General features: G+C 54.0%; 13 protein-coding genes. 11 read left to right on the top strand and 2 right to left on the bottom strand.

Translation table 11 applies throughout. The annotated features are described in order from the left end of the window. Positions 1-96 precede the first annotated feature (96 nt). Entirely contained in the window at positions 97-1,044 is a 948-nt protein-coding gene (locus EKM90_RS07370) for a magnesium transporter CorA family protein (RefSeq protein ID WP_125581231.1), read from the bottom strand. Positions 1,045-1,115: 71 nt separating this feature from the next. Here EKM90_RS07370 and EKM90_RS07365 point away from each other — a divergent pair, with 71 nt between their 5' ends. The 11 genes from EKM90_RS07365 to EKM90_RS07315 all read left to right on the top strand — a co-directional run bounded on the left by EKM90_RS07365 (position 1,116) and on the right by EKM90_RS07315 (position 15,870). Next, the gene (locus tag EKM90_RS07365) at positions 1,116-1,946 is read left to right on the top strand and encodes a putative RNA methyltransferase (protein WP_225422775.1); all 831 of its coding nucleotides are present in this window, start codon (positions 1,116-1,118) and stop codon (positions 1,944-1,946) included. A 205-nt stretch (positions 1,947-2,151) separates the two neighbouring features. Continuing rightward, entirely contained in the window at positions 2,152-2,661 is a 510-nt protein-coding gene (locus EKM90_RS07360) for a tRNA (cytidine(34)-2'-O)-methyltransferase (protein ID WP_125581229.1), read from the top strand. Positions 2,662-2,774: 113 nt separating this feature from the next. Next, positions 2,775-5,039, top strand: coding sequence for an FtsK/SpoIIIE family DNA translocase (locus EKM90_RS07355; RefSeq protein ID WP_125581226.1), 2,265 nt, complete (start codon positions 2,775-2,777; stop codon positions 5,037-5,039). Between the two features lie 13 nt (positions 5,040-5,052). Further along, on the top strand, positions 5,053-6,312 hold the full coding sequence (gene yfmF, locus EKM90_RS07350) for an EF-P 5-aminopentanol modification-associated protein YfmF (RefSeq protein WP_164507901.1): 1,260 nt from the start codon (positions 5,053-5,055) through the stop codon (positions 6,310-6,312). Then, a complete protein-coding gene (gene yfmH, locus EKM90_RS07345; RefSeq protein WP_125581222.1) occupies positions 6,312-7,616 on the top strand; it encodes an EF-P 5-aminopentanol modification-associated protein YfmH in 1,305 nt (434 codons plus the stop codon). Before yfmF ends, yfmH begins: the two co-directional genes overlap by 1 nt. Next, positions 7,613-8,338: an elongation factor P 5-aminopentanone reductase gene (gene ymfI, locus EKM90_RS07340; protein WP_125581220.1), complete on the top strand. Its 726-nt coding sequence runs from the start codon at positions 7,613-7,615 to the stop codon at positions 8,336-8,338. The genes yfmH and ymfI overlap by 4 nt, the downstream gene beginning before the upstream one ends. An 86-nt stretch (positions 8,339-8,424) precedes the next feature. Next, a complete protein-coding gene (locus EKM90_RS07335; RefSeq protein ID WP_125581218.1) occupies positions 8,425-9,336 on the top strand; it encodes a helix-turn-helix domain-containing protein in 912 nt (303 codons plus the stop codon). Positions 9,337-9,338: 2 nt separating this feature from the next. Next, positions 9,339-9,926 (top strand): CDP-diacylglycerol--glycerol-3-phosphate 3-phosphatidyltransferase, encoded by a 588-nt coding sequence (gene pgsA / locus EKM90_RS07330; protein ID WP_125581216.1) that lies wholly within the window; start codon positions 9,339-9,341, stop codon positions 9,924-9,926. 66 nt (positions 9,927-9,992) lie between these two features. Continuing rightward, positions 9,993-11,237 carry a competence/damage-inducible protein A gene (locus EKM90_RS07325; protein ID WP_125581214.1) on the top strand — a complete coding sequence of 415 codons (1,245 nt, stop codon included), beginning with the start codon at positions 9,993-9,995 and terminating at the stop codon, positions 11,235-11,237. 172 nt (positions 11,238-11,409) lie between these two features. Further along, a complete protein-coding gene (rny, locus tag EKM90_RS07320) occupies positions 11,410-12,978 on the top strand; it encodes a ribonuclease Y (RefSeq protein WP_125581212.1) in 1,569 nt (522 codons plus the stop codon). Positions 12,979-13,782: 804 nt separating this feature from the next. Next, positions 13,783-15,870, top strand: coding sequence for a KUP/HAK/KT family potassium transporter (locus tag EKM90_RS07315; RefSeq protein WP_125581210.1), 2,088 nt, complete (start codon positions 13,783-13,785; stop codon positions 15,868-15,870). A 63-nt stretch (positions 15,871-15,933) separates the two neighbouring features. Here the strand turns inward: EKM90_RS07315 and EKM90_RS07310 are convergent, their stop codons facing one another. After that, positions 15,934-16,569 carry a YigZ family protein gene (locus EKM90_RS07310; RefSeq protein ID WP_125581208.1) on the bottom strand — a complete coding sequence of 212 codons (636 nt, stop codon included), beginning with the start codon at positions 16,567-16,569 and terminating at the stop codon, positions 15,934-15,936. Positions 16,570-16,583 lie beyond the last annotated feature (14 nt).

Here is a 16,583-nt window from a genome sequence, read left to right as displayed (position 1 = left end):
TCGAACATTCAATGAAAAGACGGTGCCGAATGCACCGGTGGCAGGATTTTTGCCATGAAAAAAGCCAGGTGGCAAGGCCAACCTGGCAGGTAAGTGTTAGAAATACTTCTTTTTCCAGAACTGATAGCCCAGTAGGACTGCGATGATCAAGGAAATGATAATCGTGATAATCCAGCTGACATGCATCCCTGCCAGTGGCAATTCAACGTTCATGCCATAGAAGGAGAAGACCAAAGTGGGGATGGTGAGGATAATCGAGTAAGAGGTCAAGAACTTCATGACGCCGTTCATGTTGTTGGAGATGATGGACGAGTACGTATCCGAAGTTTCGCTGATGATGGAATTGGAAATCTGCGCCATTTCAGTCCCTTGTTGATTTTCAATCAAGATGTCATCGAGCAGATCCTGATCATCTTCATTGAGCCGCAGCGGGTTATTGCGCTGCAGTTGTTCCAGCACGTTGCGGTCGGTGCGCAGACTCATCATGAAGTACACCAATCCTCGCTGCACACCCATTAACGCATAGAGATCTTCGTTGCGCAGGTTAGATTGCAGTTTGTTTTCCAAATTTTCGCGATCTTTGTTGATGTCACGCAAGTAGGTCAGGTAAGCAGCCGTGGCCCGGTACATCATGATCAGCGCCGCTTTGTTCTTCATCTTGGGGTTGAAATTGGCCACTTTGCCTTCCGCAAACAGCGCCAGTAAGGGCTGGGGTTCGCGGTCAATGGTAATCAGCGCGGTGGCCGTAATAATGATGGCCAGCGGCACAGTTTTGTAGATGACGCGCTTTTTATCATTGATTGAGGCCACCGGCATGTCAAAAATCAGCAGGTGGGCATCAACGTCTTCATCATATTCATAGCGGGCCCCTTCGTCTGGATCAAGGCCATAGAGCAAAAAGTCTTCCGGCACGCGCGCTTTTTTGATCAGTTTGGTCAATTCCGCCGTGGTGGGCGCCACGGCGTTGATCCACACACCGGCTTCGATTTTGTCTTGTGACTTTATTTTTCCCACGGTATCATCGTATTTATAAATCGAGAGCATGTGAACCTCCTTTAGCACTTTAGGTTAAGTGTACTGGAAAACGCGCTCAGAATACAGAGGAGACGAAGCAGTTGCGCAAAATATTAGCCAAAGCGCAAGCGATGGCAGCGTTAGAACCGTTATTTGCTTGTCCAGTGTGTCAGCAGTCGTTGCAGATTGAGGGCACCAGTCTGGTTTGTGAAAATGGGCATCGCTTTGATTTGGCCAAAAAAGGCACGGTGAACTTTCTGAACAAGCCAGTACCGACGGAATACGATGCGCCAATGCTGGCGGCGCGGCGCCGAGTGCTGCAAGCGGGGTTCTTTGAGCCGTTTTTAACAGCCATCAAATCGCAACTCACCGCGGCAGATTTAGTGCTTGATGTTGGCTGCGGGGAAGGCACCCCGACTGCGTTTCTGGCGACTGTGGCGCAGGCCGTGGGCTTTGATATTTCGGCGCCGGCAATTAATCTGGCTGGCAGTTTGGCGACCTCGGCGCTGTACTGTGTGGCCGATTTGGCCCGGTTGCCCTTTCTGGCGAGCCGCTTTTCAGCCGTGGTGGATCTGTTTTCGCCAGGCGCTTATCGGGAATTTGATCGGGTGCTGCAACCCGGCGGCCGGTTGTTTAAGGTCATCCCGGAAGCCGGTTATCTTCAAGAGTTGCGCACCGGCTTGTATGCCGGCACTGATAAAGCCACTTATAGCAACGAGGCGGTGCTGAGCCGCTTCATGGCGACTTATCCGCAGGCCACCAGTCAGTTGTTTAGCTACGACTTCGCAGTGACGTCAGCGCAATTTGAGGATGTGATGGCCATGACGCCACTGAGCTGGCAGGCGCCGGCGGCCAAACGTGAGGCCTTGCTAGCAGCACCACCGACGCACATTCATGTGGCAGTTCGTCTATTACAAGTGAACAACTTCTAAAGATTCGATTGCTTTTCCTGAACAAAAGTGTTAGATTATTGACAAGCATTTTTATTTCTGGCTTTTATCAGGGCTTGCTTTTGGGAAATTGATAAAAGTTAGCGATGAAAAACTTTATTAACGTACCGCCTCGCCGTGCAGACACCGAGGCAGTACGTTTTTTTGTGTGGTAAGATAGAAACAATGTTTTTAGCGGAGGCGTAAAATGACGAACCACCTTGTGTTGTATCAACCTTTAATTCCGGCCAACACCGGTAATATTGCCCGCACGGCGGCAGCCACCGACAGTGTGCTGGATTTGATCAAACCCTTGGGCTTTTCCGTCGATGATAAGCATCTGAAGCGCGCCGGGCTTGATTATTGGGCTTCAGTCCAAATCGTTTACCACGAATCGCTTGAGGCCTTCATGAAAACCGTGCCGGATCAGCGGTATCTGTACTTGGTGTCCAAGTTTGCAGAAACCACCTATTCCGACCGCGATTTAAGCGATCCCACGGTGGATCACTATTTCATGTTCGGGAAGGAAACCACTGGCCTGCCAGAGCCGTTTATGCGAGCCAATCCCGAAAAGGCAGTGCGCATTCCCATGACTGACAAGGTGCGGGCCCTTAACCTCTCGAATTGTGCGGCGCTGGTGGTGTACGAAGCGCTGCGGCAGCAAAACTTCGCTGGGCTGGAGCGCAGTCACACTTACCCGCATGATAAACTCAAATAACCCCATGAGCGGCTGTCAAGGCCGCTTTTTTCTTGGGGGGCCTAGGGCTTTCGGCGGTTTTAGTTCGGTTAACCCTCGTGTATAATGGGCGTGAATGATTCAAGGAGGCAGTTATGGCGCAAGCGCGAAAAACCAGTAAAAAGAGACGGCCGGCCACCAAACGGAAACGGCCGGATGACCACACGCTCAATTGGGTGGGCTGCGGTCTTTTTGTTGTGGCTGCGCTGGCCTTTTTCCGGCTGGGCATTGTGGGCACATTTTTTGCTAACTGCTTCCGCTTGGTGATTGGGGATGCCTATCTGATCGGCGCCGGGGTGCTCATTGCCTATGGCGCCTGGCTGTTGGTGGCGGGCAAACCGCTGCGACCAACCGGGCGGCTGCTGTGGGGCAGTGGGGTGCTGGCGCTTGGGGGCCTGGGCATTTTGTCCAGCATGGCGATGACCGCACAGCATGTGCATGCGCATTTTTTGCTGGCGACTTGGCGCCTGTTGCAACAAGATTTTACGTTAATGACCACGTCCAATCGCGTGGGCGGGGGTCTGATTGGTGGGGCGCTAGTGAATGTGCTGACGCCGCTGTTGGCCAATATTGGGGCGTTGATCTTGTTCTGGCTGCTCGTGTTGGTGGGCCTCAGTATTCTCGCCGGCGTCAAAGCGGCGCAAGTCTTTGCTGCTGCGCACTGGCTGGGTAGCAAGCTCGCTGAAGGCGTACGCAGTTTGCAGGCGCAATTCGCAGACCGTCCCGCCAAGCCAAAAGCTGCAGCCAAGCTTAATCCGCAACCAGCCCCGACGCCTGAGCCTGAGCCGCAGCCGGCCCCGGAGAAGGACTTGCCAACGCCGCGTGCTGAGGCCGACGAGTTTAAAATCAATGTCCCCAAACCTAAAGTAGAACAAACCGAAATATTGGCGGATGACCCGGCGGCAAAAGACGAAACGCCGCTGACCGCTGGGGATGGCACGTCAGATTATAATCTGCCCAGCATGCAACTGCTGACCGCTATCCCAGCCGTCGATCAGTCCAAGGAAATGAGCAAAATTCGTACGAACAGTGCTAAGTTGCGCGACACGCTGAAGAGTTTTGGCGTGTATGTGACGGTGAAGGCCGCCAACTTAGGCCCCAGTATCACGCAGTATGAAATTGAACCAGCAGTGGGCGTGAAAGTGTCCAAAATCACGAATCTTTCTGATGACCTGGCGTTGGCCTTAGCGGCAAAAGATATCCGGATTGAGGCCCCGATTCCTGGTAAGTCGGTGATTGGGATTGAAGTCCCGAATCAGCAAATCGCTACGGTGGGTTATCGTGATGTGCTGGAAGCAACCCCGCCGCACCCTGGCAAGCCACTGGTCATCCCGCTGGGGAAAGATGTCGATGGTCATGTGATCACCTTTGACCTGACAAAAATGCCGCATCTGCTGATTGCTGGGGCGACCGGGTCCGGTAAGTCGGTGATGATCAATGTCATCATCACGAGCCTCCTCATGACCACTAAACCAGAAGCCGTGCGGATGATGTTGATTGATCCGAAGAAAGTGGAGCTGTCGGTGTATGATGGCGTGCCTCACTTGTTGACCCCAGTCATCACCGAAGCCAAAAAGGCGCCATCGGCTTTGAATAAAATCGTGAAGGAAATGGAGAATCGCTATGAGCGCTTCTCTGCCGCTGGCGTGCGCAATATCGGCGAGTACAACCGCAAAGTGGCCGCGGCTAACGACCCGGATTTGCCGCACATGCCACTGATAGTGGTGGTGGTCGATGAATTAAGCGACCTGATGATGGTGGCTGGTAATGAAGTCGAAACCGCCTTGGTGCGGCTGGGACAAATGGCCCGGGCGGCTGGTATTCATGTCATCATCGCCACTCAGCGGCCCTCGGTTGATGTTATCACTGGCCTGATCAAAGCAAACTTCCCGTCCCGCATTGCGTTTGCTGTGTCTAGCGGCGTCGATTCCCGGACGATTTTGGATATGAACGGCGCGGAAAAACTGCTGGGCCGTGGCGATATGCTTTATGCCCCGATTGATGCGGCTAAGCCAATGCGGATTCAAGGTGCCTTTATCCCTTCCGCTGACGTGGAAGCCGTGGTGAAGGCCATCACTGACCAAGTGGCACCAGAATATGTTGAAGACATGGCCCCGAGTGAAAGCACAGATAAAGCCGATCAGGGCGATTCGGAAGATGAGTTGTATGAAGAAGCTAAGGCATTTGTGATTGAACAACAAGGGGCCTCGACCTCACTGTTGCAGCGACGTTTTCGCATTGGCTACAACCGCGCGGCCCGGCTGATCGATGATTTGGCTGCCAATCATGTGGTGGGACCAAGCGAAGGCAGCAAACCGCGCAAGGTCTATATCCAGCCTGACGCACCTAATCACGACTAACAAAGGAGTTACTATGCGAACGGAATTGACGCAAGGGGTTTACCTGAATGTGGTGCCCACCACGCAGTTCAAAACCACGCGGGTGGCGATTCATTTTATCGCCCCGGCAAATGCCGCCACTTATGCGGCCCGCACGTTATTGACCTCGGTGCTGGAAACCAGTAGCGCCGCTTATCCTACCCAGAGTTTGTTGTCGGCGGCATTAGAGCAGCTCTTTGGCGCTAGTTTCGGTATCGGGGTGGCCAAAGATGGCCAGATGCATCGCGTGACAGCAACCTTAAATTTGGTGAGCGACCAACTGGCCCAAGCACCGCTACTGGCGTCGGGGTTTGCCTTGTTGAAGGAAGTTTTGATGCACCCGCTGCTGGCGAACGGCGAGTTTGATGACCAAGTTTTTGCCCGAGAGCAGCAAAATCTCGCCGCTTACCTAGGGAGTTTGGACGAGGATCGCCAGTTGCAGGCCAGTATGGCAACGCAGCGGTTATATTTCGAGGGTCAGCCGGCACAAATGACCCCGAGCTTTGGCACCATTACGCAGCTGGAGGCGGTGACGCCAGCATCCTTGATGCAAACCTATCAGCAGATGCTGGCGCATGACCAAATCGAAATCGTGGTGCTGGGCCAGGTGACAGAAGCAGACGTCTTACCGCTGGCTTCAGCCCTGGGCTTTGCGCCGCGGGCAGTGGCGCCGATGAAACTCACCGTCGACCAGCCCGTCGGTAAGCTGCGCACCAAGGCGCAAACGGCGCATGTCAACCAAGCCAAGTTGAACTTGGCATACCATGTGGATGCCGATTTGTATGGGCGTAAATACTTTGCTAATGTCGTCGCGGCTGATTTGTTTGGCGGCTCGCCGCTGTCGCTTTTATTCACCAACGTGCGGGAAAAAGCCAGTCTGGCGTACTATGCCAGCGCCGCTTTCGATCCGTTTCGGAACATGATGGTGGTGCAATCTGGCATCGATGGCCAAAACGCCAAGCGCGTGCAGGCCTTGATTGCGGCGCAACTGCAAGCCGTCCAGACTGGGGCGTTTGAGGATGACCTGCTGGACCGCATCAAGGAAGGCTTGCGCAATAGCCGGCAAGCGGCCTATGATTCGCCTCGTTTTTTGGCCCGCCAGGAGTTGCTGCACGCCTTAGCAGTGAACCACCAACCGGGCTTTGCCGCTTATGCCGCGGCGATTGATGCTGTGACCAAAGCCGAGGTGCAGGCGGCAGCGCAAACTTGGCGCCTGCAGGCTGTGTATTTGCTGAAAGAACAGGAGGAAGGGTGATGGCGCTGGAGAAGTTCGAGTATCCCGAAGTAGGGGAAACCCTGCTCAAAGCAACCCTGTCCAATGGTTTGCGCGTCCAGCTGGTGCCCAAGCCGGCCTATCATCAGACTTATGCCATGTTTGCCGTTGATTACGGCGGGATTGATGTGCGTTATCAACCGGCTGGCAGCAGCGAAATGGTGCAGGACCCGGAAGGTATCGCGCATTTTCTGGAGCACAAACTGTTTGAAAAAGAAGATCACGACGCCTTTGCCTTATTCGGCCAAACCGGTGCTTCAGCCAATGCTTTTACCGGGGCGACCAATACGGCGTACCTATTTTCCTCAGCGAATGCAGTGGCGGAAAACCTCACCGCGCTTTTGGATTTTGTCCAAGCGCCTTATTTCAGTGACGAAACTGTGGCGAAGGAGCAGGGCATTATTGGCCAGGAGATCCAGATGTACCAAGATGATCCTGGCTGGCTTTTGTACTATGGCATTTTGGGCAACTTGTATCCCGGCCATCCGATTGCCCAAGATGTGACCGGAAGTTTGGCTTCGATTGCGGCCATTACGCCGGAGAAACTATACCGGGCGTATCGCACGTTTTATCAGCCAAGCAACATGACGCTGACCTTGGTGGGCCATTTTGATCCTGACCAAATCATGGCGTTGATCAGCGCCAACCAAGCCGCCAAGACCTTTGCGCCGGCGACGCCGATTGTGCGTGGGGTGGCTTTTGATGGCGCACTGGCGGAAATTTTGCCTTATCGCGCCGCCGATTTACCTGTCATTCGACCGAAAAGTGCCGTTGGGCTTAAAGGGCAAGTGGATATTCCTGATGATGAAGCCGGCACGCGGTATAAGCTGACGATTTTGCTCCTGCTGGAAATGTTATTTGGCGACTCGTCACCGCTCTATCAGGATTGGTATGACCGGGGCTGGGTGGATGATTCGTTTGACTTTGAATTCACCGCCGGCCGCACGTATAACTACGCGCTTTTTTCTGGTGATACGGATGAACCCTCAAAACTGTCTGATGCCGTGGCGGCAGTGATTGCCAATGGCGCGGAGCAGCCGAGCCTGACGCAGGAGCGGTTCGACCGCATCAAGCAGGCCAGTTTGGGTAAGTATTACATGTCCTTGAATTCACTGGAACAAACTGCGAACCAGCTCAGCGCTCAAAGCTTTTACCAGGTGAATGACTTTGACATGGCCAAAATCATGCGCACCATCACGTTAGCGGACTTAAAAGCGGCGGCGGCGATGTTCTTTGACGTTGACGCGTTGTCAGTCTTCCATATTCGCCCGGAGGTGCAACCATGAGCTCAGTCTTGATCATTGGGGCCAGCGGCGATATTGGCCAAGCTTGTGCGCGGCGGCTCGCGCGTCAAGGCTGGTCCTTATATCTGCATTATCATGACCACGAGGCACCGGTCACGACCCTCATCGCCGAATTGGCGAAGGCTTATCCCAAGCAAGACTTTATCCCGATGCGGTATGATTTAACCGACCCGACACATTTAGAGGCCCTTACCGCGCAATTATTTGCGGTGGATGCGGTGGTATTTGCGGCTGGCGCGACGGCGTACCACTTGTTTGAGAGCAGCACGCTGCCGGAAATGACCCAGCTCATGCAGGTGCATTTGCTGACGCCCATGGCCTTATTAACCAAGCTCCAAGGCAAACTGGCCGCTTCAGGCCACGGCCGGGTCGTGTTTATTGGTTCGGTGTACGGCGGCAGTGGCAGTGCCATGGAAGTCGCTTATAGCACGGTAAAAGGCGCCCAGTCAGCGTTTGCCCGCGCTTATGCCAAAGAAGTGGCTAGTCTGGGCATCACGGTGAATGTGGTGGCGCCAGGCGCGGTGGCGACCAAGATGAATCGCTTTTTCTCGCCCGAGGCTTTAGCGGCGGTGCAGGCGGATATTCCCGCCGGGCGGTTGGCGCAGCCAGCGGACATCAGCTACTATGTGGCCAGTTTGCTGGCCCCAGAGGCGATGTATTTGACCGGCCAAACGTTATATGTGACCGGGGGTTGGCTACGTTAGCATCTCAACAATTTCTTAATTCATGGGATGTAATTTTCATGCTATACTGAAAACGACGAATAATTAATAGCGGGTGAAGAAAACAAATGGATGAAATTGGGCAAAAGCTGCGGACTGCTCGAATTGAAAAAGGGTATACATTAGATGACCTTCAACAAATCACGAAGATTCAAAAGCGTTATTTGATCGCGATTGAAGAAGGCAATTTTGATGCGCTCCCAGGTGACTTTTATGTTCGGGCCTTCATCAAGCAATATGCGGAAACCGTTGGCCTGAACGCCGACGAGCTGCTCACACAATTTCAGCAGGATATTCCCGACACGCAGCCGCAGGAATATGTTGAACAATCAGTTGAAAATCGGACCCGCAGTGAACGTAGTAGCGCCGCCAGCCCGGTGAACAAATTGCGCCAACATGCTGTGCCTATCATGATTGTGGTGGCCGTGGTGATTATTGTGTTTGGCGTGTACTTTGTGATGTGGAAGTCCTCGCAAGGGCCAAAGCAAACCGTGCCGACCGACAGCGCCAGCGTTTCGGTTTCTTCGAAGAAAGCCAGCAGCTCCGCTCAGTCTTCTTCCAAGAAGACCAGTTCGAGCAAAAAGGCGGCTTCTTCCAGCAAGAAGAAGGCCTCATCCAGCAGTAAAAAAGCTGAACAGAGCGTTGCCGTGACCACGGTCAGCGCCAGTCAGCAAACGGCTACTGTCACTAACTTGCCTAAATCTGGCAATCAGTTGACCGTTGCCGCTCCTGATGGCGCCGCTTGGATTGCAGTGTATGTCAACGGTAGTATCACTTGGCAAGGGACGCTCCAAGGCGGCTCAGACCACACTGTTGATTTGCCAGATGGGGTCACGAGTTTTGCCGTGCATTCCGGTAATACGCCAGGCACCACCATCAAGTTGAATGACAAGACCGTGGATATCAGCGGTGCGACTGGCGTGGTCCGGACGATCACCTTCAAGCTCGCTGATAGCAGTACCACAGGAAGCGGGGATTAGGCGTGAATTTACCAAATAAACTGACGATGCTACGGATTATCCTGATTCCGGTGTTCACCATTTTGCTGGTCTTGGGCTGGCCAGCAGGCACCATCATGCTGGGGAGCGCGAAGCTCAGCGTCACCTACCTGGTGGCAGCCATTATCTTTGTGGCGGCTTCGCTGACGGACTTGGCCGATGGCAAAATTGCCCGGGCCCGGCACTTGGTTACCAACTTCGGTAAGTTTGCCGATCCTTTGGCCGACAAGCTTCTGGTGATGACCGCCTTTATTTTCCTCACAGCGGCTGGCATTATCCCGGCCTGGGGCGTTGCCATTATTCTATGGCGAGAGCTGGCGGTGACCGGTTTGCGGCTGCTGTTGGCCAATGGCGGAGAGGTTCTCGCGGCGGCTTGGCCTGGCAAAATCAAAACCGTGACTCAAGATTTGGCCATTGTCTTCTTGTTCATGAACGACTTTGGTATTCCTGCCATCTTCGGGGTCGGTTTGGGTGAAATCCTGTTCTACCTGGCTGTAATTTTCACCGTGTACTCCGGGGTCGAATACTTTTACAAAAATCGCAGTGTCTTTGCGGATTCATTTGGACAATAACCAACGGCGCAGGGGCCTTTGCCCTTGCGCTTTTCTCATGCAATCAAGACCATACGAGGTGGCAAAATGAACGCAGAATTAATCGCAGTCGGTACCGAAATCTTACTGGGTCAAATCACCAATACCAATGGCGCGTTTTTGGCCAACCAGCTGGCGGAATTAGGCATTGATAGCCTTAACCAGCAGGTGGTGGGCGATAATCAGGCCCGGTTGGACGCCGCCATCACCCTGGCGGAGCAACGCGCCGAAATCATTATCTTGATCGGCGGGTTGGGCCCCACGCCAGATGATTTGTCCAAGCAAACCTTAGCCGCACATTTGGGCGTGGCGCTGGTGGATGATGCGCCGGCTTTGGCGAAACTGAAGGCGTATGCCGCCCAGCAGCAACAACCGATGACGCCCAACAATTTGCTCCAAGCTAAATATCCTGCCGGCGCCACGGTGCTGACGAATAAGGTCGGCTTGGCGGTAGGCGCAGTGAGCGTCAGCCAAGGCAAACAGTACATCTTGCTGCCAGGCCCGCCGAAAGAATTCGAACCCATGGTGCTCGATCAGCTGGTCCCTTATTTGCTGAAAAGCCTTGGTCACGATGCCACAATGGTGAGCCGTGTGCTCCGGTTCTTCGGTATCGGTGAATCCAAAGTCACCACGGTGCTGGCGGATTTGATTGAGAGCCAAAAGAACCCGACCTTGGCCACTTATATCAAGCCTTACGAAGTGACGCTACGCCTGACCGCCAAAGCGGCTGATGAAACCGCGGCCAAGGCGCTGCTTGATCCCCTAGAAGCCGAAATTCAGACGCGTCTCGGGCAATACTTTTATGGTTATGGCGACGACAATAGCTTGCCGCAAGCCGTGGTGAAAGCCTTGGCTGAGCAGCAGAAGCAAGTCACCGCTGCGGAAAGTTTGACCGCAGGCGCTTTCCAAGCGACCCTGGCGGATGTACCAGGGGTGTCTGAATGGTTCAAAGGCGGCTTTGTCACCTACTCAAATCACACCAAAGCTGCTTTTCTCGGCCTCGATGAAGCCACGATTAATCGTGATGGGGCCGTCAGTGAAGCCACTGCTAAGGCGATGGCTACTGGTGCGCTGGCCAAGGTCGAAGCGGATGTCGCCGTCAGCTTTACCGGCGTGGCCGGGCCGGGTCCCAATGACGGTCAGCCGGCAGGCACCGTGTGGATTGGGTTGGCCCAGCGCGGCCAGGCGCCGCAAGCGCAGTTGTTTCATTTTCCTGGTAGCCGGGCGGCAGTCCGCGGGCGGGCGGTTAAAGCCGGGTTGTTTTGGCTGTTGAAAACGTTGCAAGCAGATTAACAGAAAAGGGCTTTGATGCTGGCTGGAACCGGCGTCAAAGCCCTTTTAGCGTAAGGCTGGCGGCTTGGCCCTGTATTGACAGTAAATCGCGAAACCGCTACAATCGACCTTGTGTCATATTTAAAAATATAATTTGCATCTTGAAAGAAATTGATGATGCGGAGGTGAAAAGATGAGCGCAGAAATGCTGATCTCGATAATCCTCGCAGTCATCGCTTTATTGCTCGGATTGTTGATCGGAAACTGGCTTCAGAAACGGAGCCACCAGAATACTTTGAACCAAGCCCACGATAGTGCTGCCGGGATCATCGAGACTGCTAACAAAGAAGCCGAGACGCTAAAAAAAGAGAAATTAGTCGAGGCCAGAGAAGAATCCCATCAATATCGCACGCAGGTGGAAAACGAACTCAAGGAACGGCGCCATGAAGTCCAACAGTCAGAACACCGCGTTTTGCAGCGGGAAGAGGCCTTGGACCATCGTGATGATACCCTTGATCGGAAGGAACAGAGCTTGTCGGATCGCGAGGGGCACCTCAACGATCGGCAGCAACAATTGGACGAGCGAGAACAAGACATTACTTCGACCATTGCCAAACAACAAGCAGAACTTGAACGCATTGCCAGCTTAACCAAAGACCAAGCGCGGGACCAAATCCTTACTGCCACCAAGGCAGAGTTGGCCCATGAACGGGCGAAGTTGATTAAAGAAAGTGAAGATGAAGCACATGAAACGGCTGACCGCACGGCCAAGTCGTTGATTGCTGATGCCATCCAAAGAAGTGCCTCTGATGTCGTGGCTGAAACCACGGTGACGACAGTGACTTTGCCGAATGACGACATGAAGGGCCGGATTATTGGCCGTGAAGGGCGTAATATTCGGACTTTGGAAACCTTAACGGGTATTGATTTGATTATCGATGACACCCCGGAAGCCGTTGTGCTGTCAGGGTTTGACCCGATTCGGCGTGAAATTGCGCGGATGGCGCTTGAAAAACTGATTCAGGATGGCCGAATCCACCCTGCCCGCATTGAAGAAATGGTCGACAAGGCGCGCAAGGAAATGGACGAACGCATTCGTGAAGTCGGGGAGCAAGCCATTTTTGATGTGGGCATTCATAACATGCATCCGGATCTGATCAAGATTTTAGGGCGCCTTCATTTTCGGACCAGTTATGGGCAAAATGTGTTGGATCACTCGATTCAAGTGGCGAAGTTGGCTGGGATTATGGCCGCTGAGCTGGGTGAAGATGTCAATTTAGCGAGACGCGCAGGATTACTGCATGATATCGGGAAGGCGCAGGACCGTGAAGTCGGCGGCTCCCACGTGGAAATTGGGGTGGAATTAGCCACCAAGTACAAAGAACCACAAGTGGTGATCAACACGATTGCCTCGCATCACGGCGACGTGGCACCAACCAGTGTGATTGCGGTCTTAGTGGCGGCAGCAGATGCCATTTCCGCCGCCCGGCCAGGCGCGCGGTCCGAATCGCTGGAGAATTATCTGCACCGCCTGGAGAAGTTGGAGTCAATTGCCAACAGCTTCACTGGCGTCGATCATTCTTATGCGATTCAAGCTGGCCGCGAAGTGCGCGTAATCGTGCAGCCTGAGGCCTTGTCGGATGAACAATCCGTGGTCCTGGCCCGCGACATTCGCAATCGCATCGAAAAAGAACTCGAATATCCCGGTCACATCAAAGTCACTGTTATTCGCGAGAAGCGGACGGTGGAATACGCGAAGTGACCACAAGCGCTGGGGTAACCTGGCGCTTTTGTTTTGCCTTGATGGCCGCTGGGTCCGGTCGGGGTGGCGCCGAGGCGCGGCGGTGCGGCTGCGGGGTCGGCCGGAGCCAAAGAGCGGTCTCCAGCCTCAAAGGCAAGCCAGCATCGCTGACGCTCAACGCTGTCTCGCCTTTGCCCCCAGTTAGCACAGGAGCAGCCTGCTGCGCAGTCTCCTCGTGTGCCAACTGTTTCGCTGCCGCACCACCGCGCCTCTCTGCTACCCCGACCGAACCCGCTCAATAACGGTGATGCTCAAGGCTTATCGTTACGTCATGACACCCAGTTTGACTGCTGTATGGTCTTGGTATTCAAATGAATTAGACGGAATTCGTGGGTGCAGCTCTATTAATCAGTTGACGATTAAACTAGGGCAAGTCAGCTGGAGCAGGCAGGGGCTCAGTGGTGAAATTGTTCTTAGCCAACTTGTTGGCTTAGAACAAGCCGCGACTTTGAGACTCGCAGAGGCTGAAAGCGCTGGCCACCACGTTCCAGCCCATGGCTGCGGAAGCTGACCTGCCCGGCAGATTGTCTCCCGCAGGTCTGTTAGCGTAGTCGCGCTGCGTGAGGCCAACGCCCGAGTGGCTAGCTACGCATGGCGCCTCGAAGCCAAAGCGCGGCTTCAAGACGCCATGCTAGGCTACCCATCCGGCTAAAGGCGGCCTCACTCCGCAGCCTGCCCGGTTTGACGCAATCACGGCAATGAGCTATGATTCCTTGACAGTAGTTTCTTCCACCGCGGTAAAGCGTGGAGGTTGAGGAGAGAAAAATGACACGTAAGAAAAAAGCCACCATGCTTGGCATGTTGATTACTCTGGGCATCGTGTACGGCGATATTGGGACGTCACCGCTGTACGTTATGAACGCGATCATCGCTGATGCCGGCTCGGTTGGGGCGCTTTCGCCTGATTATATTATTGGGTCGGTATCGCTGATTTTCTGGACCCTGATGATTTTGACCACCATCAAATATGTGGTGCTGGCGATGCAGGCCGATAACAACGGCGAAGGCGGCATTTTTGCGCTTTATGCCTTAGTCCGTCGCCGCGGGGCGTGGTTGGCCATTCCGGCCTTGATTGGGGGCGCGGCGCTGCTGGCTGATGGCACCTTGACGCCAGCCGTGACGGTCACTACGGCGCTGGAAGGGCTGAAGGGTCAAACCTTCGGCCGCTTTGTGTTCAGCAATAACCAAACCGTGGTGCTGGTGATCACCACTGGGGTTTTGCTGGCGCTGTTTTTGATTCAGCGCTTTGGCACCGCGAAGATTGGGAATGCCTTTGGACCGATCATGTTCTTGTGGTTCTTGTTTCTCGGGGTGGCTGGTCTGAGTCATATGTCTGGCCATTTGGAAATTCTCAAGGCTTTGTCGCCAGTATATGCGATCAAGATCTTGTTCAGTCCGGAAAATAAAGTCGGCATTTTCTTGCTAGGCAGTATTTTCCTGGCCACCACTGGGGCAGAAGCCTTGTACTCCGACATGGGCCATGTCGGCAAAGGTAATATCTATGCCACTTGGCCATTTGTTTATGTCATGTTGATGCTGAACTACTTTGGCCAAGGGGCATGGTTGATTGCGCATTATCAAGATGCGGCTTATGCCAACTTGACGACCATGAACCCGTTTTATGAAATGCTAGGGACCGGGATGCGGCCATACGCGATTATTTTGGCGACTGCGGCGGCAATCATCGCTTCGCAGGCCTTGATCACGGGGTCCTACACGCTGGTGCATGAAGCAGTGGGGCTGAAGTTTTTGCCGCGGATGGCCATCAAACATCCCTCCAGTGAACGCAGTCAGATTTACATCGCCTTTGTGAACTGGTTCCTGTGTTTGGTCACCTTAAGCGTGGTTTGGTTCTTTCGGACTTCCAAAGCCATGGAAGCGGCTTATGGTTTGGCCATCACGGTCACCATGCTGATGACGACCTTGCTGCTGTACGAGTTCTTAGCCATGCACATCAAGCGGGCGATGGCGGCGTTAGTGGCTGGGTTCTTCGGCCTGATTGAAACGGTCTTTCTGATTGCCAGCCTGGTGAAGTTCCTGCATGGGGGCTACATCACGCTGTTCATCATGTTGCTGATTTTGGCGATGATGGTGGTGTGGTACTTTGGGAACAAAGTCCGCGAGCATTACCAGGATGAAAGCGAATATGTCGTGCTGACCGATTACCTCGATCAGCTGACGGCGTTGGCTGCCGATGACACCATCCCCACCTACACCACGAACCTGGTGTATATGACCAAGGTTAAGCCGGGCTACCGGCTGAAGCGCTCCACGCTGTACTCCATTTTGGACAAACGGCCCAAGCGCGCTAAGGTCTACTGGTTCGTGACGGTGAACGAAACCGACAAACCGGTGGAAATGCGCTACACCGTCGACATGCTCCACACCCGCAATGTGATTTCCGTCCAGATTTACCTGGGCTTCAGAATGTCGCAGCATGTCAATGTCTACATTCGCAAGATCATCAATGACCTGCTCAGTGCCAAGGTGATCGATCCGCAAACGCCGAAGTACACCACGGTTAAAAATCGCAATGTCGGGGACTTCAAGTTCGTCATCATTCGCGAGCAAGCCCAGAATTTGATGGCGACGGAAAATATTCCTGGTTGGCAGCGCCGTTTGATTGGTGGTCGGCTCTGGTTGCAAAACGTCACCACAAGCCCGGCCAACTGGTACGGCCTTGAATTCTCGAATGTGGTCGAAGAAGTCGTGCCACTGTTTATCAGTGTGCCGCGCACCGTGGCTTTCTCGAAGCACCAGATTATGAACGCGAAAGCCTTCAAGCTCCGAGCGAAGAACCAACCGATTCAAACCGAAACTGAGATCATCAATCCCAAAGAAGATCCAGAATAAGCGCAACTAAAGAGGCCATCAAACCGGCAGCGGTTTGATGGCTTCTTTTGCGTTGCTAGCGCTCTATTCAGTCACTGGCACCTCACTGGCTTGAAGCGACCCCAGGGTGATGGTGACTTTGCCGGCGGTTTGGTTGGTGATGGCAGTGGCCACGGCGGCGGCTTCGGATTTTGGGACCGCAATGGTTAATGCGACCGCTGCGCCGTAATCGCTGTTGAGTAAGGTAATTGCGTTGGCGGTGAGATAGTGCTGGAGCGAATCCAGTTGTGGGTAAGGCACAGCTAGGTTCATGGTTTGCAGCATGACGCGCTTCACGATGCCCACTTGATGAACCGCGGCCGCCACGCTGTTGGCGTAGGCGCGAATCAGGCCGCCGGCGCCAAGTTTGATTCCGCCGAAGTACCGGGTGGTGACGGCAACGACATCATGCAAGCCCATTTCTTGGAGCGTTTTAAGCATCGGGACGCCTGCCGTGCCTGCGGGTTCACCATCATCGGTGGCGCGCTGAATGTGATCGTCGTCGCCCAGTTGATAGGCCGGGACATGGTGGGTGGCTTTCGGTTCTTGTTTGCGTACCGCAGCGATAAACGCTTGGGCCTCGGCTTCGGTGTGCACGCGGCCCACCTGGCAAATGAACCGCGATTTTTTAATCACCAGTTCCGCCTGACCAGCGGCTTTGATGGTGCGATACTCAGACATTGCGTAATCTCCTT

The sequence above is a fragment of the Lacticaseibacillus suibinensis genome, assembly GCF_003946175.1.
GTDB classification, from domain to species: Bacteria; Bacillota; Bacilli; order Lactobacillales; family Lactobacillaceae; genus Lacticaseibacillus; species Lacticaseibacillus suibinensis.
The sequence above is the reverse complement of the archived record's forward strand: the minus strand, read 5'-3'. Positions and strand labels throughout refer to the sequence as shown.